Origin of the sequence: Streptococcus sp. HF-2466 (assembly GCF_015594645.1) — a bacterium.
Classification (GTDB): domain Bacteria; phylum Bacillota; class Bacilli; order Lactobacillales; family Streptococcaceae; genus Streptococcus; species Streptococcus anginosus.
Map to the genome: position 1 here is coordinate 98,853 of NZ_JADNQU010000005.1, position 22,227 is coordinate 121,079.

Genomic DNA, 22,227 nt, shown 5'->3' on the forward strand with positions numbered 1-22,227 from the left:
TGTTAATGGAACGGATCCAACTGATATCAGTCAGGACCGCTTTATCATTACACAAAGTATTTCCAATCATCCAGATGTTTTTTATCGAGTACAATAGAGAGTCTTGATTGACTCCTTTTGTTTTCTCTATATCTAGCTTATAATATAATGTTTATGAATAAAAATCGATAAAATTATTTTATTTGAATAAATATTAGAATTTCTCTTGACATAAGTATTTTCATACAGTAGAATGTATAAAAATAAAAAAATATGAAGAAGGAAGAGGTAATCGTATGGTCAAGGAAAAAGTCATTTTAGCATATTCGGGTGGTTTGGATACATCTGTCGCCATTACCTGGCTGAGCAAGGACTATGATGTCATCGCGGTCTGTATGGATGTAGGAGAAGGCAATGATCTGGATTTTATTCATGACAAGGCCCTCAAGGTCGGCGCTATCGAATCCCACGTCATTGATGTCAAGGATGAATTTGCGGAAGACTATGTCTTGGTTGCCCTGCAAGGACACACTTTCTACGAACAAAAATACCCTCTGGTGTCCGCCCTTAGCCGACCGCTCATCTCCAAGAAACTAGTCGAAATTGCCCATCAGACTGGAGCAACCACCATTGCCCACGGCTGTACCGGCAAGGGCAATGACCAGGTCCGCTTTGAAGTGGCTATCGCTTCGCTAGACCCCCAGATCAAGGTCATCGCACCCGTCCGAGAGTGGAAGTGGTCTCGGGAAGAAGAAATCACCTATGCTAAGGAAAATGGAGTGCCTATTCCAGCTGATCTGGACAGTCCCTACTCAGTGGACCAAAATCTCTGGGGCCGGGCTAATGAATGTGGTGTGCTGGAAAATCCTTGGAACATCGCCCCGGAAGATGCCTACGACCTGACAGTGGCTCCAGAAGATGCTCCTGACAGTCCAGAATTTGTTGAGATTGACTTTAAGGCAGGAGTGCCAGTCGCCCTCAACGGTCAGGCCTTTAAGCTGGCAGACTTGATCTTGGAGCTCAATGACCTGGCAGGCAAGCACGGGGTCGGCCGAATCGACCATGTGGAGAACCGTCTGGTCGGTATCAAGTCCCGAGAAGTCTACGAGTGTCCGGGAGCTGTGACTCTGCTGGCTGCCCATAAGGAAATCGAAGATCTGACCATGGTCCGAGAGCTGGCTCACTTTAAGCCCTTGATCGAGCAGGAGCTCTCCCAGTTCATCTACAATGGACTCTGGTTCAATCCAGCGACAGAAGCCCTGATCGCCTATCTCAAATCAACCCAGCAGCTGGTCAATGGGACGGCAAAGGTCAAGCTCTATAAGGGCTCTGCCACCGTCGTGGCCCGCAAGTCGGACAATTCCCTCTATGATGAAAGCCTGGCCACCTATACCAGTGCGGATACCTTTGACCAGGACGCGGCTATCGGCTTTATCAAGCTCTGGGGCCTGCCATCCAAGGTGCATGCCGAAGTCCAGGCCCACAAGCAAGACTAGAATGGGAGGCAGCTATGGCAAATCACAAATTATGGGGCGGCCGTTTTGAGGCTTCTTTGGAAGGCTGGGTAGAGGAATTTGGAGCCAGTATCGGCTTTGACTACCGCCTGGCCCCCTATGATCTCAAGGGCAGTCTGGCCCATGTCCAGATGCTGGGAGAGACCGGGATTATTGACGCAGACGAAGCCCAGACCATCCAGGCCGGCCTGACCCAGCTCTTGGAGGAATACGAGGCGGGACAGATCAGCTTTGATGTGATTAATGAAGACATCCATATGAACATGGAGGCCCTGCTGACCGAAAAAATCGGTCCAGTGGCCGGCAAACTCCATACAGCCCGCTCTCGTAATGACCAGGTGGCGACTGACATGCACCTCTACCTCAAGGACCAGCTCCAGCAGATCGGAGGCAAGCTCCTCCATCTGCGCCAGGTCCTGCTGGACTTGGCCGAGGAGCATGTGGAGACGGTCATGCCGGGCTATACCCACCTGCAGCATGCCCAGCCTATTAGCTTCGCCCATCATCTCCTGGCTTACTATCATATGTTCAGCCGGGACAGCCAGCGCCTGGCCTTTAATCTCCAGCATACGAACCTGTCTCCCCTGGGAGCAGCGGCCTTGGCCGGCACGACCTTTCCTATCAATCGGGAGCGGACAGCTGAGCTCATGGGCTTTGAGGGCATCTATCATAATTCCCTGGATGCGGTCAGCGACCGAGACTTTATCCTGGAATTTCTGTCCAACAGCAGTATTCTCATCATGCACCTGTCCCGGTTCTGTGAGGAGCTGATCAACTGGTGCAGCTATGAATACGGCTTTGTCAGCCTGTCGGATACCTTCAGCACCGGCTCCTCCATCATGCCGCAAAAGAAAAATCCCGATATGGCTGAGCTGATTCGGGGGAAGAGCGGCCGAGTCTACGGTCATCTTATCAGCCTTTTGACAGTCATGAAATCCCTGCCCTTGGCCTATAATAAAGATCTGCAGGAGGACAAGGAGGGCATGTTTGACACGGTAGATACCATCCAGAAGTCTCTGGATATCATGGCGGGTATGCTGGCCAGTATGACAGTCAACAGCCAGCGCATGCTGGCATCCACCCAGCAGGACTTCTCCAATGCGACCGAGCTGGCAGACTATCTGGCCAAGAAAGGCTTACCTTTCCGAGAAGCCCATGAGGTCGTTGGCAAATTGGTCCTGGAATGCAGCAAGTCCGACATCTATCTGCAGGACATCCCACTAGAACGCTATCAAGAAGTATCTGTCTTAATCGAGCCAGATATCTATCAGGCTCTGGAATCCCATATAGCTGTCCAAAGACGAAACTCCCTAGGTGGTACAGGATTTGAGCAAATCCGTCTGGAGCTGGACAGAGCCAGACAAGAACTCCAGTCATAAATCAAACAGGAAGGGATATTATCAAATTATCATTAGAGTCATAAGCAAGATGATTATCGCAAAAAGGCTTGGAATCAAGTTGATTTGCTCCCTGTCAAGTGGACAATGAAATCATAAAAGATTAGGCAACGGCCTTGTTCCTCATTTCAAGAGGGCAAGGCTGTTGTTGCACTCTTGAAAACGTTCATGATTGTAAAAATGGATGTAGTCATCAATATCAGTGACTAACTCCTTAAAGGTCTTGTACTTCTTCAAATCGTAGCACCCGTTCTTCAAATCTTGTCTTATGTCTCTCTTTCATACGTGATATTTCTTTATTAGTAGCTTTTAAATTTTTACCACCAGTATATTGGTTTATCTAACGTTTAAGAACACTTTTATCAGAAATATGATACTTTTCGATAATGTTATCCAGACTTCCTAAACCGTTGAGATAGTCTAAGACAGTCTGTTCTTTCAGCTTTTGATTGTGTTTCTTCCAAGTTCGACTTACTAGACCATCAATTCCATCTTGTTTGTATTTACGAATCCAATGATAGAACCTCATACTTCCTATACAGACAAGCTATTGACTTCCCTTGTTCTAGATACAGCAGGACAACCTCCAATTTCTCTTCAACTGACTTTGGACTTCTTTTGGACATAGGAAAACGCCCCTCTAGTTTTTAGTGAATTTGTTTTTTTCACTGTCTACTATATGGGGAGTATATCACTTTGGAATAGTCTTTTCTTATTAGTTTTGAATGACATGATTCTTTAACAAGTTTGTTAGAATATACCGTTAATACAATTGGTAGCATGTTTCCAGTTCTTAACTTTTTAGTTGGCTAGATAGAGAGATAACTAATATTGTCCTTAAGCATATCCCTTGACTATTGTAACAGCTATTGATACAATACATTTGCAAAAATAAATTACAAATGTAATCGAACGGTAAAAAGGAGAATGATCATGATTGAAATCACTTATTTAGATGCTAGTAAGCAAGAGAGGGTTATAACGTTTGAAAGCTATCAAGAATTTGAGCAATCGCAGCAAGCCTGCTTGATCAATGTGGCAGATTATTATCCAGTTCAAAAGCTGCTTGTTAATGGACAAGAATTGGATTACCAAGGGACTTACGGTGATGTTTTCTTTTATCTAATGAAGCAAGATTTAAATCAATACAAATAAAAGTGAGGTAAAATGATGACAAAAGCTATTACTGATGCAACATTTGAAGCAGAAACAAAGGACGGTCTTGTTCTTATTGACTTTTGGGCAACTTGGTGCGGTCCTTGTCGCATGCAAGCTCCTATTTTGGAAAAACTTTCTGCAGAAATTCCAGAAGATGAATTGAAAATTGTGAAGATAGACGTTGATGAAAATCCAAATACCGCACGACAATTTGGTATTATGAGTATCCCGACTCTCTTATTTAAAAAGGACGGCCAGGTTGTGAAACAAGTCGCCGGGGTACATACAGCAGCACAAATCAAGCAAATCATGACAGAATTAGGATAAAGCATAAAATCCGCTTAGTTTTTAAGCGGATTTTTAGGTGCCTGAAAACTTTTAGTCACTAGGATACTTAAAAGAGATTCTTGAGGATTCTAATAAAACTCAAAATAAAGTATTGACTTGTTTAAAATTAAGCGTATAATTATGTTTAACAAAAATTAAGCAATCATTTAATAAAAAGAAAGTGGATATGAAATGAAACGAATATTGCAAAATAAACTGTTTATGGGAACTTTCATCTCGGATATGTTGTCTAATTTTGGAGATGTACTCTATTATTTGGCTTTAATGAATTATGTTTTGCTATTGCCAGAAGCAAAATTTGCAATCTCTTTAGTGACTTTATCTGAAAGTTTGCCTTTTCTGACGATGATTTTCATGGGCATGTGGGGCGATCGTACTAAGAAGAAAGTAGATATGATTTTGGTGACGCTTCTGTTTCGGACAGGACTGTATCTGCTCATTGGTCTGGCTATGGGCTTTCAGCCAGCTTTATGGGTAGTGATTTTAGCTGTATTGGTCAATCTTTTATCTGATCTAGCTGGTCAATATGAAGATGCTTTGCATATACCACTCAGCCTTCGTATTATTCCAATGGAAGATCGTGAAGCCATGTATGCCTTTCGTCAAGGAGCAAGCTCTATCCTAAAGATTCTCTTTCAATCCAGTGGAGCAATTTTAGCTGGGCTGATGAGTTATCAACACCTCGCATTTTTTAATGCTGGAACTTTTGTAGTTAGTGCTTTGATAATGCTGATACTTCGTCCCAGTTTAAATAATCTGCTCAAAGATAATCCAATTCATTCTTCTGTTGAGAATCGTGAGGAAGAGAGACATTTTATTAAAAATACATGGAATAGTTTGCAGCAATCTTATCAAACTGTTCAGAATATCTCCATCTTAAAGACTTCTATTTTCACTATTGCTGGTTTAAATGCTGTGTTTGCAGCAGAAAATGCGCTGCTCCTCCTAAATATGAAAGAAAATCCCAGTTTTGCATTTATCAATCCAGCCACAACTATAGCAACCGTTACAGTTGTAACTTTGATAGGAAATATTTTGGGGAGTGTTTTGGTAACGACCTTATTAAAAAAAGTAAGTATGGAGTTTTTGCTGAAGATTTCCGTATTCATGCCTCCTGCTCTCTTTATTGGTTTTTTACTCCACAGTATTTATATTATTTTCTTGGTGAATTTTTTGACAATGATTATCGTAGGCATTTTTCAGCCGAAGATGAATGCTTTTGTCATTTCATCGCTTCCTGAGAAGCATTTGGCGACAATCAGTGCGGGGATTAGTAGTTTTTCCACATTAGGTTTAGTTCTTTGTCAAATGCTGGTAGCAGTTTTAGTGACGTTCTTGTCATCAGCCCAAATTGCTTTCTTATTTTTAATATTATCATCAATTTTATTCTTTTATACACTGAAAGTGCCCAGAAAAAATGCTAAACACGTGATGCAATAGCTTTCTAAACAGTTTACTTGTTAGGATGAATTTGATAAGATAACACTAAAGAAGGAGTAAAGATAATGGTGGAAGTACAGTATTCAGAACAAGCAAGTGATTTAATGGAGCAGTTTTCTCTATCTACTCTGATACAGGATAGAAGAGAGACTATCGAAGGTTTTAGCGGCAAAGAGCGTGAGCTTTTTAAAGATGTTCTTCCTGTGATGGAGGAGCTTCGCCTTTTGTTTCAACCTTATAAGGAACAAATGGAAACTTATTATTTGACTGGTTATGGAATCACCTTGCTACAAAGTTGCTATTTGGAGATGGTAGATAAGGGGCTGACGCCCAAATCTGTTGAAGCGGTACATGCCTACTGTTTGCAGCTAGATGCCGAAGCGATAAGAGAACAGTTAAAAGGTCTCTTAAACACAGGTCCTGAGCACATGGCTAAAAGTGGAGATTTTTGGGATTATTTAGAAGCATCATCTATTAAATCAGAAACTAAGTGGTATTTCAGTCAATTTTATCGGAAGCCACTTGAAGCTATGAAAGAGTTAATAGAATTGTCTCGGGAACTTATTTCGCTTTACCAGCCTTACTTGGAAAGAAGTGCTGCTGAACGTAGAGCTTATGCGGCATCCTTTTCATTGGAGGATACCATTGCAGAGTCTGCTAGTCTATCTCATTTTGATTGGAATTTTAAAGAAAATCAATTTATTAGGCTTTATGTTGTCAGTCCATGGGTGGTGCAGTTTGCATCTTACTTCAGTGAAACAGAACCGAAAGAGAGTCATTATTTTATCGTTTCTTGTCGCATTGATCAACTACTTAAAAGTGGAAAAGAACTGGATATGGATACGTTTGCTGCAGTTCTCAAGGTACTTAGTGATAGCACACGCTATAATGTTATGGTAGAATTAGCTAAACCGTATGCAAAGAGCAAACGAATTGCTGAAGAGTTAGATATTACTGGAGCAGCGGTTTCTTTTCATACTCAAAAGCTCATCAATGCAAAACTCCTGCTTTTTAACCGTGACCATAAAGATGTAAAATATGATGTAAATAAAAGTTTACTCAGAGAAATCATTGCCAAGTTGACGAGTGACTTTGGCTTGGAGGAAAAATGAAGATAAAGACCTTTGGATTAGTTACGGACGAAAAAAGAGGCTGGGACAAAAGTCCTTAACCTCGTCGATTTTTATGAATTTCTTGCAAGTCGCAGTGGTTGAGTGGGCTCTATGCGGTTGATAAATCAACCTTTACAGCCCTACTCAACTGTGCGGGGGTGGGACGACAAAATCAAATTTCTTCGAAATTACCGATTTTTGTCCCACTCCCTTTTGAATAGTTTCTGTTATTCTTCCAATTCTTCGCTGTATGCAATAATCTGATCAACTGTGTCTGACAAGAATTGGATGGTATCACGGAGTGGTTGATCAGTAGAAATATCCGCACCAATGATGCGAGCAGATTCAAGAGGTGTTTTGCTTCCACCGGATTTGAGGAAGTTGAGCCAATCGCGGGCTCCATTTTCAGAATTTTTCAAATGAAGATAACCAGCAGTTGAAATAACGAGACCTGCAGAATAGGTATAACTATACAGTCCCATGTAATAGTGACTTTGCCGCATCCAAGTGAGCGCAGCATCGTCATCAATTTCCACCGCATCACCCCAGAATTCGGTCAGAATTTCTTTCATAATACTGTTCAGTTTAGCCGCACCAAAAGTTTCGCCTGCTTCAATCAGATTGTAAACACGGCGTTGGAAAGCCGCTTCTAGGAGGTGAGTGATGAAGTTATGGAAGTAGGTGTCAGTTAAGCGATGCGCAAGAGCAAAGCGTTTTTGGCGTGGATTGTCAAATTGATGCTCTAAATAGTCACTAAGCAGCAGCTCATTAAAAGTAGAAGGAGCTTCTACATAATAAGTTGACATGTGGGTATTAAAGTAGCTTTGGCTGTTGTCTGAGAAGATAAATTGACCAGAGTGACCAATTTCATGAATCAGAGTATATACATCACTCATACGACCCGTCCAGCTCATGAGCACATAAGGGTGCACACGATAAGGATCAGTTGCATAGCCTCCGGAGTCCTTGCCGGCATTAGCTGCAAAATCCACCCAGCGCTCTTTTTGATAATTGGCAATTTCGCGCGTGTATTCTTCTCCAAGCGGAGCAACGGATTTCATTACTAGTTCGTAAGCGTCGTCAATAGTGACATCAGGATTGAGTGCGCTATCCAAGTCCAATTTCCAATCTGCAAAGGTCATTTTTTCAAGACCGTTGATTTTAGCCACGTGTTTGAGGAACTTTTGTGCAACAGGTGCAAATTCAGTCATGATGAGGTCAATTTGCCGGTCAAACATAGAACGGTCTACCTCTTGCTCAGCCAAAAGATAGTCAAAGACAGAGTCATATCCCCGCATATCAGCAATCAGCTTTTCAGATTTCACTTGAGCCAGATAAGCTGCAGCAGCAGTATGTTGATGTTTGCGAAGTCCAGCTGAGAAAGAACGGAAAGACTTTTCACGGACTTGAGCATTTTCGTGATTTTGGTAGAAATTTTCGTAGCTGATAAAGCTATTCTTATAAACTTTTCCGTCTACTTCAAAATGCTCCATTGCAAAATCACCTGCCCTCATTTTGGTGTAAATGTCTTGTGGGCTGTAAAAAACTTCACTGAGATTTGTCAGAGCCTTTTCGACATCAGCACCTAAATAGTGAGCTTTTTGAATTTTTGCTTGACGAATTGCAGCAGTCAAATGCGGCAGTTGTCCGAGACGGTCGAGTATTTTTTCATCGGCATTCACCAAAGCTGCGTCAAAGAAGCTAAGCGCAACGCTGGCTTCTGTTTCAAAATCTGTTCCAGCTTGCGCAATCTGTGCAAAGCTTTCATCACCGTAGTCCGTTGTTTGCGGCATAAAGCTGTAGTTGCCGATATGGCTTCTTTGAATGTAGATTTGCTCCAATTCAGCAAAAGCCTTTTCAAAATCCTCGAAAGTATGGAGGTTATCCTTATAATCACGTGTGAAGTGATTGATGTCCTCGCGTGTTTTTTCAATCGCCCGCAAGAAATCCTCTCGGTCTTGATAGAGGGCTGTTAAGTCCCAAAGCTCATTTTCTGGAAATTCAGAACGTTGTTTTTGTTCAACCATAAATCTATTTCTCCTTGTCATTAACTTTCTTCTAGTATAGCAGAAAAACACAATAAATAGACAGCATTTCAAAAATTATCGCTAAATTCTCAAAAATTCTTGGTAAAAAGCTGTTTTAAGGCTTTTTCTTTTGGTTGAAAATATGATAAAATAAGGTTTATACGTGCTTGATACAAAGATGAGGATTTAAAGGCTTATTAGGGACAATCCTTGTTTATTTCAAAAGTACAGCAGATGAATATTGTGAGCGTTTAACGAGATTTGCGACAGGAACTTGTTAAATCAATACTATTTGGCAAGAGGCTTTGACTTAGCAAGGCGTTTAGCGATTAGCGTAAACTGATTAGGTACTAAGTATCAATCAATTTTAATGCTTTGTATCTTGATCTTTGTAGGCAAGACGTATAAAAAAATTAGAAATTGAGCATAAGCTCAAAGAGGAATATATATGACAAAGCAAGTATTTAAAACTACTTTTGCTGGTAAAGACTTGGTAGTTGAAACAGGTCAAGTGGCAAAACAGGCAAACGGCAGCGTAGTGGTGCGCTATGGTGAAAGCACTGTTTTGACAGCAGCCGTCATGTCAAAGAAAATGGCGACTGGTGATTTCTTCCCACTTCAAGTCAATTATGAAGAAAAGATGTATGCAGCTGGGAAATACCCTGGTGGATTTAACAAACGTGAAGGTCGTCCTTCGACAGATGCGACTTTGACAGCTCGCTTGATTGACCGTCCGATTCGTCCGATGTTTGCGGACGGTTTCCGCAATGAAGTGCAGGTTATCAATACGGTTCTTTCTTATGATGCGGATGCTTCAGCGCCTATGGCAGCCATGTTTGGTTCATCTCTTGCTTTGTCAATCTCAGACATTCCTTTTAACGGTCCAATTGCTGGTGTGCAGGTTGGCTATGTCAATGGAGAATTGATTATCAATCCAAGTCAAGAGCAAAAAGAAGCTTCTTTACTGGAATTAACTGTTGCAGGAACCAAAGAAGCAATTAACATGGTTGAGTCTGGTGCCAAAGAATTGTCAGAAGAGCTGATGCTGGAGGCCCTTCTGAAAGGTCACGAAGCAGTTAAGGAATTGATTGCTTTCCAAGAAGAAATCGTGGCAGCAGTTGGAAAAGAAAAAGCAGAAGTTGAGCTTCTTCGTGTGGATGAAGAATTGCAAACAGAAATTGTAGCAGGCTATAATGCCGATCTTCAAAAAGCCGTTCAGGTAGAAGAAAAATTAGCTCGTGAAGCCGCAACGCAAGCAGTCAAAGACGAAGTAATAGCCCTTTACGAAGAAAAATATGCTGACCACGAAGAATTTGACCGCATCATGCGTGATGTGGTTGAAATTTTAGAGCAAATGGAGCATGCAGAAGTACGGCGTTTAATTACTGAGGACAAGATTCGTCCAGATGGTCGTAAGGTAGATGAAATTCGTCCATTGGATGCTGAAATTGACTATCTGCCACGAGTGCATGGCTCTGGTCTCTTTACTCGTGGGCAAACGCAGGCTTTATCTGTCTTGACCTTGGCGCCAATGGGTGAGACGCAAATTGTGGACGGACTTGATCCAGAATACAAGAAACGCTTTATGCATCATTATAATTTCCCACAATATTCTGTAGGAGAAACGGGACGCTATGGAGCACCTGGTCGTCGGGAAATCGGTCATGGAGCTCTTGGTGAACGTGCACTTGCGCAAGTTCTCCCTAGTCTAGAGGATTTCCCTTATGCTATCCGTTTGGTAGCAGAAGTTCTTGAGTCAAATGGTTCATCTTCACAAGCCTCGATTTGTGCTGGGACACTTGCTCTCATGGCCGGTGGGGTACCAATTAAAGCGCCTGTAGCCGGAATCGCTATGGGGCTCATTTCAGATGGTAGCAACTACACGATTTTAACAGATATTCAAGGCTTAGAAGACCATTTCGGAGATATGGATTTCAAGGTGGCCGGTACACGTGAAGGAATTACTGCTCTTCAAATGGATATCAAGATTGAAGGAATTACTGCTGAAATCTTGCAAGAAGCATTGGCTCAAGCTAAAAAAGCACGTTTTGAAATTTTAGATTTGATTGAACGTACAATTCCAGCTCCTCGTCCAGAACTCGCTCCAACCGCTCCAAAAATTGATACAATCAAGATTGATGTTGATAAAATTAAGATTGTCATCGGTAAAGGCGGTGAAACGATTGACAAGATTATCGCAGAAACAGGTGTCAAGATTGACATTGACGAAGAAGGAAATGTTTCTATTTACTCTAGCGATCAAGATGCGATTAACCGTGCCAAAGAAATCATTGCAGCTCTTGTGCGTGAAGCAAAAGTAGATGAAGTGTATCATGCCAAAGTGGTTCGGATTGAGAAATTCGGTGCTTTTGTCAATCTCTTTGACAAGACAGATGCCTTGGTGCACATCTCAGAAATGGCTTGGACGCGTACTAATAAGGTTGAAGATTTGGTACAACTTGGTGATGAAGTAGATGTCAAAATCATCAAGATTGATGAAAAAGGTCGTGTGGATGCTTCTATGAAAGCATTGCTTCCGCGCCCTCCTAAAGAGGATAAGGAGAAAAAACATCATCATAAAACGCATAAAGAGCATAAAGCTGTTCAAGAAGAAAAGGCGCAAGACTAGACAGGTTGCTAAGTGTTTGCCTTCAGTCTAAAGCTAGAAAGGAGTCATCATGGGTTGGTGGAAAGAGACGATAGATATTGTAAAAGAAAATGATCCGGCAGCTCGCTCCTCACTTGAGGTGCTGTTGACTTATCCTGGGATTAAGGCTTTGGCTGCTCACCGACTTTCTCACTTTTTGTGGAATCATGGATGTAAACTTTTAGCTCGGATGCATAGCCAATTTTGGCGCTTTTGGACTCAGATTGAGATTCATCCGGGGGCACAGATTGCTTTAGGTGTCTTTATTGACCACGGGAGTGGTTTAGTGATTGGCGAGACGGCCATTGTAGAAAAAGGAGTGATGCTCTATCATGGTGTCACTCTTGGAGGCACAGGGAAAGATTGTGGGAAACGTCATCCGACAGTTCGTCAAGGTGCGCTTATTTCAGCTCATGCGCAGCTAATTGGTCCGATTGAAATTGGTGAAAATGCCAAAGTCGGAGCGGGTGCGGTTGTGGTAGCAGATGTGCCAAGTGATGTGACTGTTGTTGGGATTCCAGCTAAAATTGTCCGAGTTCACGGGCAAAAAGATGCTCCAACGATCAAGAATTTAGAAGAAATCCGCGAAGAAAGTTATTATTCATCTAAGTTGTAGATACTATTCTCAAAAATAGCACTTGAACCAAAAGTTAGTTTCCACTTAATAGAAAGAATGAAGTTAGAATATGATCAAAATTTATGATACTATGACCCGCAGTCTGCGTAAATTTGTCCCTCTGGAAGAGGGCAAGGTCAAGATGTATGTCTGCGGGCCGACCGTTTATAACTATATCCATGTCGGCAATGCTCGCTCCACCGTTGCTTTTGACACGATTCGGCGCTATTTTGAGTATCGTGGGTATGAGGTGGCTTATATTTCTAATTTCACCGATGTGGATGATAAAATTATCAATCGAGCTAAGGAAGAGGGGATCACACCTCAGGAAGTGGCAGACAAGTACATTGCGGCTTTTCGGGAAGATGTGACGACGCTGGGGGTTCAACCAGCTACCCAGCACCCGCGCGTAGTGGACTACATGATGGACATCATTGATTTTGTGCAGACTTTGGTGGATAAGGGCTACGCCTATGAATCAGAAGGCGATGTCTATTTCCGAGTGGAAAAGTCTCACAATTATGCCAAACTAGCCAACAAAACCTTGGCTGATTTAGAGTTAGGCGCTTCTGGTCGGACAGATGAGGAGACCACCCGCAAGGAAAATCCAGTGGACTTTGCCCTCTGGAAGGCGGCTAAACCGGGCGAGATTTTCTGGGACAGCCCATGGGGACCTGGTCGTCCAGGCTGGCATATCGAATGTTCCGTCCTGGCGACAGAAATTCTGGGAGATACGATTGATATTCATGGCGGTGGAGCTGATTTAGAATTTCCGCACCATACTAATGAAATCGCTCAATCAGAAGCTAAAACTGGAAAGACCTTTGCCAACTACTGGATGCATAATGGCTTTGTCAATATTGATGATGTCAAAATGTCTAAGTCTCTGGGGAACTTCATTACCGTCCACGATGCCCTTAAAACCATTGACGGACAAGTCTTGCGTTTCTTTTTTGCGACTCAGCACTACCGCAAGCCTATCAATTTTACAGAAAAAGCCGTTCACGATGCGGAAGTGAATTTGAAATATCTGAAAAATACTTACGAGCAACCCTTTACGGGAACGGTTGACCTGATACAATTGCAGGTTTTTCTGGATAAATTCACCACTGCTATGGATGAAGATTTCAATGCAGCAAATGGCATTACAGTCGTTTTCGAACTAGCTAAGTGGATTAATTCCGGTCATTACAATCAAGAGGTGAAAAGCGCTTTTGCTGAGCTTCTGCAAGTTTTTGGTATTGTCTTTACAGAAGAGGTACTGGATGCGGATATTGAAGCCTTGATTGAGCAGCGCCAAGCTGCGCGTGTTGCTAAGGACTTTGCAATAGCTGATAAAATCCGTGATGAATTGGCAGCTAAAGGGATCAAGCTTTTAGATACCAAGGACGGAGTGAGGTGGATCCGTGATTGATGTCAATCTTATAAATGGTATTGCCTTGGCTTTTGAAGGCGATGCTATCTACTCAACTTATATCCGTCGTCACTTGATTTTCCAAGGCTTGACAAAACCGAACCAGCTTCACAGAGAAGCAACCAAGTATGTGTCAGCTCGTGCGCAAGCTAACCTCATTTCTCAAATGTTGGAAGAAAAAATTCTGACAGAAAAGGAAGAAGACATTTATAAGCGTGGACGCAATGCTAATAGCCATACTAAAGCTAAAAACGCAGATATTGTAACCTATCGCATGTCGACAGGTTTTGAAGCCGTTCTGGGATATTTACACATGACCGATCAAATCAAGCGTTTAGAAGAGCTGATTGATTGGTGTATTGTGAGAGTGGAGGGCGCACATCATGACAAAAACTGATCTTTTAGAATGGTTCCCTCAAGGGAGGCTTCAATCCAATCCAAATGCAAAAGAGGATGAAGTGGCAATTTCCATTTCAAGTAATCAATGGTTGTTATTAAAAAAAAGCAGTCTGACAGAGCGAGAGCAAGAACTTATTTCTTTACTGACTGGGAAAGACTCTGCATTTGATGGTGGACCTTGGTATGATTATTTGGTTCATAACCGTGGCAAAATGCCTCAAAACATTCAAAAGATACAGTTCGTTCATTGTCATTTATTCCATTATGAAAATGAAACGATTGGGTCTTGGTTGGAAATGATGCGAACCATACTGCCCAATAGAATAGCAGATTTTCAGCTATCCTATCAGGATTACATCTTTGTGCTGGATCAAACGCAGTTAGTCCCTGTAAAAGATGTTCTCCGTGATACTTTATCGGCTATCGAATATGACTTTAGCTTAACTCTGACGATTCAAATCGGGCAAATTTGGCCTCTAATTTTTGAAGAAAGCTACTTTGAGCTATTTCAAGCAGAGAATGCCCTTTTTACTAAGTGGTGGGAGCAGGTTCAGCATTCCAATGTGCATTCTTTTTCCCACCTCTTTTTGTGGGGGATTGGTCAAAAGGATTTCATATTGCCAATTTTAACGAAGAAACTTCATCAATTGATTGAAAGTCAGGATCAGCTCGTTGATATTATTGCAGCTTTGTGGGAAAACACGGCGGTTGTGACAAAAGCTTCCCAGCAGTTGTATATTCATCGGAACACCTTACAGTATCACATTGATAAATGGGAAGAATTGACGGGTTTACAGCTGAAAGACCTGACAGATTTGACCCTGTGTTACCAGATTGTCATCAATGATTTAGTGTAATGTTTTGTGCACCTTGCACAAAACATTTTTTTTATTTTGTTCACTTTGCCATAGAATGATGAAGCGTTTTCATATATAATAAAATCATAACATCAAAGGAGTTCCATTTTATGGTAGAATTAAATTTAAAAAATATTTACAAAAAATATCCAAACAGCGAACATTACTCTGTAGAAGACTTCAACTTGAATATAAAAGATAAGGAATTCATCGTTTTCGTTGGTCCTTCAGGATGTGGGAAATCTACTACACTTCGTATGATTGCTGGACTTGAAGATATCACGGAAGGTGAATGTTCAATTGATGGCCGCGTGGTCAATGATGTTGCGCCAAAAGATCGTGACATTGCCATGGTTTTCCAAAACTACGCTTTGTATCCACACATGACCGTGCATGACAATATGGCTTTTGGTTTGAAACTTCGTAAATACAGCAAGGATGATATTGAAAAACGTGTAAATGAAGCAGCAGAGATTCTTGGCTTGAAAGAATTTTTAGATCGTAAACCAGCTGACCTTTCAGGTGGTCAACGTCAACGTGTAGCCATGGGACGTGCCATTGTTCGTGATGCAAAAGTATTTCTTATGGATGAACCGCTTTCTAATTTGGATGCGAAATTGCGGGTATCTATGCGGGCAGAAATTGCTAAAATCCACCGTCGTATTGGGGCAACCACTATCTATGTTACCCATGACCAAACAGAAGCAATGACTTTGGCTGATCGTATCGTTATCATGTCTGCAACAAAGAATCCTTCAGGAACGGGGACAATTGGACGTATAGAACAAATCGGTACCCCACAAGAAGTTTACAAAAACCCAGTTAATAAATTTGTTGCAGGCTTTATCGGAAGCCCAGCGATGAACTTCATCAATGTAACTTTGAAAGGTGATGAAATTGTAGCACAAGACCTTTCTCTAAAAGTACCAGAAGGTGCCTTGAAGGTACTTCGTGAAAAAGGCTATGAAGGCAAGAAACTCATTTTTGGTATTCGTCCAGAAGACATCAATACAGAAGCTGCGTTCCTTGAAACTTTCCCAGATTCAGTAGTACATGCTAAAATCTCTGTATCCGAATTGCTTGGTTCGGAATCTCATTTGTATTGCCAAGTAGCTGACAATGAATTTATTGCTAAAGTAGATGCTCGTGATTACCTCAAAGCTGGAGCAGGTATTGACCTTGGCTTTGACTTGAACAAAGCACACTTCTTTGATCCAGAAACAGAAAAGACAGTTTACTAATTTACAACGCCTCTAGAATAAATTAATAAGAAAATGCAGGATGCCTTGTTTGATGCAAGACTCCTGCGTTTTTTATAGAAGAAAATTTGGATTTAACGGTAAAGTGATTTATAAATAAGAAGAAGCATTTTAAATTTTATGTTATACTAAAGTCATGGAAAATAACGATATTGTATACGGTGTACATGCTGTGACGGAAGCTCTCATGGCCAATACTGGAAATAAACTCTATATTCAAGATGATCTACGTGGGAAAAATGTCGCTAAGATGAAAGATTTGGCAGCAGAAAAAAAGGTTTCCATTTCTTGGACTACAAAAAAAATACTACAAGAAATGACAGGCGGTGCCGTTCATCAAGGCTTTGTCTTGCGTGTTTCAGAATTTGCTTATACGGATTTTGAGGCGATGTTGAAAATGGCAACTCAGGAAGACAATCCTCTCTTGCTCATTTTAGATGGTCTAACAGACCCACATAATTTGGGCTCGATTCTGCGGACAGCTGACGCGACAAATGTTACAGGCGTCATTATTCCCAAGCATCGGGCAGTTGGTGTTACGCCGGTCGTCGCCAAGACCTCTACTGGTGCGGTGGAGCATATTCCCATTGCTCGTGTGACCAATCTTAGCCAAGCTCTGGATAAACTAAAACATGCAGGTTTTTGGATTTTTGGCACAGATATGAATGGCACCCCTTCGACTAAGTGGAATACAGCAGGGAAATTAGCTCTGATTATCGGCAATGAAGGCAAGGGCATTTCTGCTAATATTAAAAAGCAAGTAGATGAAATGATTACCATTCCTATGAATGGACATGTTCAGAGCCTCAATGCCAGTGTGGCAGCAGCCATTCTCATGTATGAAGTATTTAGAAATCGCCTATGAAACGAAAAATTTTATTAGTAGACGGCTATAATATGGTAGCATTTTGGCAGGAGACTCGTTCTTTATTTAACAAAGGTGAATTAGATGCAGCACGAACCATTCTGCTTAACAAACTCAGTAATTACGCCAGTTTTGAACAGTTGGAAATTATCTGTGTGTTTGATGCGCAGTATATGCCGGGAGTTCGCCAGACTTATGATGAATTCAATGTTACGGTTGTGTTTACTGAGGAAGAAGAAACAGCAGACGATTACATTGAGCGTTTGGCAACTGATCTCAACAATCCTAGAAATCAGGTATCTGTGGTAACGAGCGACTTAAATGAGCAGTGGACTGTCTTTGCTCAAGGGGCTTTGCGTGTTTCGGCTCGTGAACTAGAAAAACGAGTAGCTGTTACAAAGTCGGATCTGAATCAAATGAGTCAACAGCTTCAAATGGGAAAACCACCTTTGCGTCCTATGGACAATCCAACCTTGCGCGATTTACAGAAAATGATGGAGAAAAAGAAAGATGACTTTTAAAATTTTAACGGATTCAACCGCAGACCTTCCAGAAAGCTGGGCTTTGGAAAATGATGTTCAAATCCTTGGCTTGACTATTCAGTTGGACGGGACAACTTATGAAACGGTCGGGGATAAGAAACTGACGAGTGAGCAGCTCCTCTCTAAAATGGAAGCAGGCAGTCAACCAACAACTAGCCAAATCAATGTTGGTCAGTTTGAAGATATATTTCGTGGTTACGCTGAAATCGGTATGCCCGTTCTTTATATTGCGTTTGCTTCAGTCTTGTCAGGAACTTACCAAAGTGCGGTTATGGCACGGGATATGGTTCTGGAAGATTTTCCAGAAGCGGTTATCCGGATTATTGATACCAAGGCGGCATCTATGGGAGAAGGTATTCTGGTGATGAAAGCGGTGGAAGCGAAAGCTGCCGGTCAAAGTTTGGAACAAGTAGTAGCCTTAATAAAATCTTTAGTGCCAAAAGTGAAAACGTATTTTCTGGTAGATGACTTAAATCACCTCATGCGGGGCGGACGAATTTCAAAGACCGCAGCTCTTATGGGAAGTTTAGTCAATATTAAGCCAGTAATTGCAGTTAAGGGAGATGGAAGGCTGGATTCTGTGGCTAAAGTCCGTGGGAAGAAAAAGGCTCAGACTGAGGTGGTGCGCATGACCTTGGAAGATATTGCCGATCCGCGTGTGGTAATTGCCTATGCAGGAGCAGACAGCCAAGAGGTGGCTCAAGTCTTAAAAAATCAGCTTCTTGCCTCTGAGCAAGTCAATGAAGTTTTAATTTTACCATTAGGACCAGTCATTTCCACTCACACGGGTCCTGGAACTTTGGGACTATTCAGTATTGCCCATGAAAATCAAGGTTAAGCGAAATGAAACCGTTCTTTCATAAATAATTTATCAAATATATTGACTTTTACCCCTAAAATTTGGTATGATAGTAAACGGTATTGTTTACCCCATTTGTAAGGCCCCGGAACCTTCCAAATAACTTGCGGACCGGAACATCCGCCTTGTAAACAAAAACGATATTCATATAGGAGAAATCATGAACAAAACAACATACATGGCTAAGCCAGGTGAAGTTGAACGTAAATGGTACGTGGTAGACGCTACTGATGTACCTCTTGGACGCCTTTCTGCTGTTGTAGCAAGCGTGCTTCGTGGAAAAAATAAACCAACTTTCACACCTCATACTGATACAGGTGACTTTGTGATTGTTATCAATGCTGAAAAAGTAAAATTAACTGGTAAAAAGGCAACTGATAAAGTTTACTACACTCACTCAATGTACCCAGGTGGATTGAAATCAATCACTGCTGGTGAACTTCGTTCTAAAAATGCTGTTCGTTTGATTGAGAAATCAGTTAAAGGTATGCTTCCACATAATACTCTTGGCCGTGCTCAAGGTATGAAATTGAAAGTATTCGTAGGCGCTGAACACACGCACGCTGCACAACAACCAGAAGTTCTTGATATTTCAGGACTTATCTAAGGAAAGGAACAAATAAGCTATGTCACAAGCACAATATGCAGGTACTGGACGCCGTAAAAACGCTGTTGCACGCGTTCGCCTTGTTCCAGGAACTGGTAAAATTACTGTAAACAAAAAAGATGTTGAAGAATATATCCCACACGCGGATCTTCGCCTTGTCATCAACCAACCATTCGCAGTTACTTCAACTGTTGGTCAATACGATGTTCTCGTAAACGTTCTCGGTGGTGGCTACGCTGGTCAAGCAGGAGCTATCCGTCACGGTATCGCCCGTGCCCTTCTTCAAGTAGACCCAGACTTCCGCGACTCACTCAAACGCGCTGGTCTTCTTACACGTGATGCCCGTATGGTAGAACGTAAGAAACCAGGTCTTAAGAAAGCTCGTAAAGCATCACAATTCTCAAAACGTTAAGAACAGCTTTACAGCAACGATTACAGACACTCAATGTTTACCTCATTGGGTGTTTTTTCGTGTACTTTTTGAAAAACTCACCTCAAAATTCACCTTATTTTTACCTTATTTATTTTTGAGCTCTCTGTAAGCAGTTTCGCCAGCACTAAGTGGAACAACATTTGAAGTATTAACATAAATCTTTGTTGTACTCAAATCACTATGTGTCAAAGCTTCTGAAATGGATTCCAGAGACATTCCTGCCTTCTTAGCTAAAGTAGCACCAGTATGCCTTAACATGTGAGGAGTGGCATGTCTAAGATTTTTATGGCGACGTTCTACAGATTTCATCTTGTTATTAAGGTAATCTGCATGCAGAGGGCTATTCACATTGCCTTTAGTGTCAATATAAGTAAAGACATATTGTTCTGGAGTTTGAATGATACCAAATTTTGCTAATTCTGCTTTTTGTTGAATTTTCCATTGATATAAGAGAACAGTTAACTCTTGAGGAATAGTAAAAATTGTTTTCTTTTCTCCTTTAGTAGACTTAGGCTTCTTATATTTATCCAAGGCTTGAATTAAACCAATTTCAGATATATCTAAGGAGATATGTTTCCACTGTAAAGCATAGCTTTCCGATTTACGGTCGTTTAAGATAAAAGTTGTAAAAAATAAAACATAGTCTTTAAGCGACAATTTTTTGTTTTCTAGGTCCTCTTGGAACATTTCAAACCATTCCCGTAACTCACTTAAAGTAAGGTATAAATCTTCATCACGCTTAGCTTCTTGTAATTTGATTTTTTTAGTAGCCTTAATACGACTGATTGTTTTAGATAGGCGATTCATTTCAATATATTCTAATTCCTCTGCCCAGTCAAAAATAGAATTAACATAACTACGTATGACCTTGAAATTGGCATATTCATTTGCTTTAGCAGTCATCAAATTTAAAACAACCGTTTTATTCTGATTTAAAAATTTAATGGAATAATTTCCAAATATTGGTAAAATATGTAATCTAAAAACAGTTTCTGTATTGTTAACTGTTGGAAGAGTGGGTGGTTTATTTGTTGAAGTCGTTTGACCTGCTTTATAGGCTTCCCACCAGACATTATGATAAAAATCTTTGAAGAGAATATCGCCATTGATTGCTTGATGTGGTAATGCACCCCCTTTTTGGATAGTGTTAATATCTATTAAAATTTGTAATTCAGCTTCTTTAGCCTCCTTTTTTGTTTTAAAACGCTTATCGTAGTAATGTCCTGAAATTCCCAAAGAAGGTCTAGCTTCTGTTGGAACATAGAGTTTTAAACGATAAGAACCATTTGAAGTTTTTGTAATTGTCATAGTAATCTCCTTTTTACTGAGCTAGAAAATTACCCTGACTTTATTATAATGAAATCAAAAGTGATTTTCCAGTTGTATCATCCATCTACGGATACTATCTTTATCAAATCGAATTGTTTTTCCAATCCGAATATGTGGCATTCCCTTTCTTATCCAGATATCCAGCGTGTTATTTGAAATTCCCAGATACTGACAGGTCTGCTTTTTATTTAAAAAAGGACTAATTTGTCCTGAATCTTCTTTAACGGTTTCAATCTCATTTTTAATAAGATTTGCAACAAACAGTTGAATTTCTTTTGTTTGTTCTTCTGGTAAAATAACTTGCATAGTTTTCCCCCTTTTTAGGCAATAAAAAAAAGCAAGAGCTATAAAGCCCTTACCTTAAGGAGATTATGAAAAAGAAAAGTTTTAGGATTATTTATAATATAATCGTATAATCTTAATTTTCTCTTAAAAATTTTTCAAATCTCTGTTGGTCATTTTCTGTTAACTTTCCGATTAAGCGAACTTGAACAAGTTCTACGTCTAAATCATAAAGTTGAACGGTATCAATCCAAGATGGTTTCACTAATCCTGCCTCTTCCCATTCTTTTATTTCAAAGTATTTTGAACGGATATAAGATGATTTACGGGAATACTGACTAGTGATACGGTAGGTTCTGATAACTTCTTCATTATTTGCAATGACTAGAGCAGGACGTCTTTTAGCTCCTGTCCCATCACTAAAAGCGATAGTTGCTACCAGAATATCATATGGGTTATAGTTGTCCATGTCTTTCCTCGTATTCTGGATAGTCTTCATCAAAGAAATCTGCGATTGCTTCTGGATTAGAAGCAGTCACTTTGATAACATTTGAGTTTGCCAAAGCTAGTCTTTCTAAAGGATTATCAGAAATAGCATGGACTTGTTTTCTTAAATCAAATGGCAATCCATTCACCTCCTTTGATTTTTGTAAGAACATCACGAAAGCGTCACCTACAGAAGTTCCTAAGGATTTGTATAGTACCGATACTTCATCTAGTAATTCTGAATCTACTCGCTTTTGAAACATTTTTTTAGTCATACAATCACCTCTTTTGTACTTCAATTGTACGACAAATGTAGTTTTTTGTCAAATTTTTACTTCCCAATCACGTATGTAAATTGGTTAGCTGTTGCTTTATCAAATGTGCGGTAAGAAACAACTCCAAGTCCTTTAGCGTTTGCTTCTGAAATGAGAATAGACCCGTCTGATTTGACCTGCTCCACGAAAACTACGTGACCATAGGTTGGGTCAGAACCAGCCTGACCAGGAGAGAAAGATATCGCACTATGCTCTGTTGGTGTATGTGTGGTTTGGTAGCCTGCTTTCTGCTTCCAATCCCCACCATTGCCCATATAAGGGTCAAAGTTAACGCCTACCTCTTTGGCTCGATTATAGACAAACCACGTACATTGTCCCCAAG

The 22,227-nt window shown here is 40.9% G+C and carries 24 protein-coding genes and 1 pseudogene; 17 read left to right on the plus strand and 8 right to left on the minus strand.

What is annotated here, in order from left to right:
- Positions 1 to 275 precede the first annotated feature (275 nt).
- Together IYQ91_RS05720 and argH are read left to right on the plus strand one after the other, a co-directional pair.
- Positions 276 to 1,475: an argininosuccinate synthase gene (locus IYQ91_RS05720; protein WP_126467647.1), complete on the plus strand. Its 1,200-nt coding sequence runs from the start codon at positions 276 to 278 to the stop codon at positions 1,473 to 1,475.
- A 14-nt stretch (positions 1,476 to 1,489) separates the two neighbouring features.
- Positions 1,490 to 2,872, plus strand: coding sequence for an argininosuccinate lyase (gene argH / locus IYQ91_RS05725; protein WP_195673326.1), 1,383 nt, complete (start codon positions 1,490 to 1,492; stop codon positions 2,870 to 2,872).
- 141 nt (positions 2,873 to 3,013) lie between these two features.
- On the opposite strand, the gene IYQ91_RS10145 is transcribed toward argH, so the two are convergent.
- Both IYQ91_RS10145 and IYQ91_RS10005 read right to left on the minus strand, forming a co-directional pair.
- Positions 3,014 to 3,148 carry an IS3 family transposase gene (locus IYQ91_RS10145; protein ID WP_226997570.1) on the minus strand — a complete coding sequence of 45 codons (135 nt, stop codon included), beginning with the start codon at positions 3,146 to 3,148 and terminating at the stop codon, positions 3,014 to 3,016.
- Positions 3,135 to 3,516: pseudogene (locus IYQ91_RS10005) on the minus strand (transposase); the annotation flags it as partial. The gene IYQ91_RS10145 and the pseudogene IYQ91_RS10005, both read right to left, overlap by 14 nt.
- Before the next feature lie 307 nt (positions 3,517 to 3,823).
- Between IYQ91_RS10005 and IYQ91_RS05740 the strand changes: the two are divergent.
- From IYQ91_RS05740 to IYQ91_RS05755, 4 genes are all read left to right on the plus strand, one after another.
- Entirely contained in the window at positions 3,824 to 4,045 is a 222-nt protein-coding gene (locus IYQ91_RS05740; RefSeq protein ID WP_195673328.1) for a DUF4649 family protein, read from the plus strand.
- Between the two features lie 15 nt (positions 4,046 to 4,060).
- Complete coding sequence (gene trxA, locus IYQ91_RS05745) at positions 4,061 to 4,375, plus strand: thioredoxin (RefSeq protein WP_195673343.1); 315 nt, start codon at positions 4,061 to 4,063, stop codon at positions 4,373 to 4,375.
- A 192-nt stretch (positions 4,376 to 4,567) separates the two neighbouring features.
- On the plus strand, positions 4,568 to 5,836 hold the full coding sequence (locus tag IYQ91_RS05750) for an MFS transporter (protein ID WP_195673329.1): 1,269 nt from the start codon (positions 4,568 to 4,570) through the stop codon (positions 5,834 to 5,836).
- Between the two features lie 65 nt (positions 5,837 to 5,901).
- Positions 5,902 to 6,948 carry an ArsR/SmtB family transcription factor gene (locus tag IYQ91_RS05755; RefSeq protein WP_195673330.1) on the plus strand — a complete coding sequence of 349 codons (1,047 nt, stop codon included), beginning with the start codon at positions 5,902 to 5,904 and terminating at the stop codon, positions 6,946 to 6,948.
- A 227-nt stretch (positions 6,949 to 7,175) separates the two neighbouring features.
- Here the strand turns inward: IYQ91_RS05755 and pepF are convergent, their stop codons facing one another.
- Positions 7,176 to 8,975, minus strand: a complete 1,800-nt coding sequence (gene pepF / locus IYQ91_RS05760; protein ID WP_195673331.1) for an oligoendopeptidase F — start codon at positions 8,973 to 8,975, stop codon at positions 7,176 to 7,178.
- Positions 8,976 to 9,423: 448 nt separating this feature from the next.
- On the opposite strand from pepF, the gene pnp reads away from it, so the two are divergent.
- From pnp to rpsI, 11 genes are all read left to right on the plus strand, one after another.
- A complete protein-coding gene (gene pnp / locus IYQ91_RS05765) occupies positions 9,424 to 11,604 on the plus strand; it encodes a polyribonucleotide nucleotidyltransferase (RefSeq protein WP_195673332.1) in 2,181 nt (726 codons plus the stop codon).
- Positions 11,605 to 11,653: 49 nt separating this feature from the next.
- On the plus strand, positions 11,654 to 12,238 hold the full coding sequence (cysE, locus tag IYQ91_RS05770) for a serine O-acetyltransferase (RefSeq protein WP_195673333.1): 585 nt from the start codon (positions 11,654 to 11,656) through the stop codon (positions 12,236 to 12,238).
- A gap of 70 nt (positions 12,239 to 12,308) precedes the next feature.
- Positions 12,309 to 13,652: a cysteine--tRNA ligase gene (gene cysS / locus IYQ91_RS05775; protein ID WP_195673334.1), complete on the plus strand. Its 1,344-nt coding sequence runs from the start codon at positions 12,309 to 12,311 to the stop codon at positions 13,650 to 13,652.
- Positions 13,645 to 14,049, plus strand: a complete 405-nt coding sequence (locus IYQ91_RS05780; protein ID WP_003026238.1) for a Mini-ribonuclease 3 — start codon at positions 13,645 to 13,647, stop codon at positions 14,047 to 14,049. The genes cysS and IYQ91_RS05780 overlap by 8 nt, the downstream gene beginning before the upstream one ends.
- Positions 14,036 to 14,908: a helix-turn-helix domain-containing protein gene (locus IYQ91_RS05785; protein WP_195673335.1), complete on the plus strand. Its 873-nt coding sequence runs from the start codon at positions 14,036 to 14,038 to the stop codon at positions 14,906 to 14,908. The genes IYQ91_RS05780 and IYQ91_RS05785 overlap by 14 nt, the downstream gene beginning before the upstream one ends.
- Before the next feature lie 110 nt (positions 14,909 to 15,018).
- Entirely contained in the window at positions 15,019 to 16,149 is a 1,131-nt protein-coding gene (locus tag IYQ91_RS05790) for an ABC transporter ATP-binding protein (protein ID WP_003035146.1), read from the plus strand.
- A gap of 154 nt (positions 16,150 to 16,303) precedes the next feature.
- Positions 16,304 to 17,032 carry a 23S rRNA (guanosine(2251)-2'-O)-methyltransferase RlmB gene (rlmB, locus tag IYQ91_RS05795; protein WP_195673336.1) on the plus strand — a complete coding sequence of 243 codons (729 nt, stop codon included), beginning with the start codon at positions 16,304 to 16,306 and terminating at the stop codon, positions 17,030 to 17,032.
- A complete protein-coding gene (locus IYQ91_RS05800; RefSeq protein ID WP_195673337.1) occupies positions 17,029 to 17,553 on the plus strand; it encodes an NYN domain-containing protein in 525 nt (174 codons plus the stop codon). The genes rlmB and IYQ91_RS05800 overlap by 4 nt, the downstream gene beginning before the upstream one ends.
- Complete coding sequence (locus IYQ91_RS05805) at positions 17,543 to 18,412, plus strand: DegV family protein (protein ID WP_195673338.1); 870 nt, start codon at positions 17,543 to 17,545, stop codon at positions 18,410 to 18,412. Before IYQ91_RS05800 ends, IYQ91_RS05805 begins: the two co-directional genes overlap by 11 nt.
- Positions 18,413 to 18,593: 181 nt before the next feature.
- Positions 18,594 to 19,040, plus strand: coding sequence for a 50S ribosomal protein L13 (gene rplM / locus IYQ91_RS05810; RefSeq protein ID WP_003026230.1), 447 nt, complete (start codon positions 18,594 to 18,596; stop codon positions 19,038 to 19,040).
- Between the two features lie 19 nt (positions 19,041 to 19,059).
- Entirely contained in the window at positions 19,060 to 19,452 is a 393-nt protein-coding gene (gene rpsI / locus IYQ91_RS05815) for a 30S ribosomal protein S9 (protein ID WP_003035124.1), read from the plus strand.
- Positions 19,453 to 19,557: 105 nt separating this feature from the next.
- Here the strand turns inward: rpsI and IYQ91_RS05820 are convergent, their stop codons facing one another.
- The 5 genes from IYQ91_RS05820 to IYQ91_RS05840 all read right to left on the minus strand — a co-directional run.
- Positions 19,558 to 20,781 (minus strand): site-specific integrase, encoded by a 1,224-nt coding sequence (locus IYQ91_RS05820; RefSeq protein WP_062201041.1) that lies wholly within the window; start codon positions 20,779 to 20,781, stop codon positions 19,558 to 19,560.
- Between the two features lie 54 nt (positions 20,782 to 20,835).
- Entirely contained in the window at positions 20,836 to 21,108 is a 273-nt protein-coding gene (locus tag IYQ91_RS05825) for a helix-turn-helix domain-containing protein (protein ID WP_004224179.1), read from the minus strand.
- A gap of 112 nt (positions 21,109 to 21,220) precedes the next feature.
- Positions 21,221 to 21,553 (minus strand): type II toxin-antitoxin system PemK/MazF family toxin, encoded by a 333-nt coding sequence (locus IYQ91_RS05830; RefSeq protein WP_002299685.1) that lies wholly within the window; start codon positions 21,551 to 21,553, stop codon positions 21,221 to 21,223.
- Entirely contained in the window at positions 21,540 to 21,845 is a 306-nt protein-coding gene (locus IYQ91_RS05835) for a hypothetical protein (RefSeq protein ID WP_000162871.1), read from the minus strand. Before IYQ91_RS05835 ends, IYQ91_RS05830 begins: the two co-directional genes overlap by 14 nt.
- Positions 21,846 to 21,901: 56 nt before the next feature.
- A partial coding sequence (locus tag IYQ91_RS05840) for a CHAP domain-containing protein (RefSeq protein ID WP_195673339.1) occupies positions 21,902 to 22,227 on the minus strand: 326 nt, incomplete at its 5' end.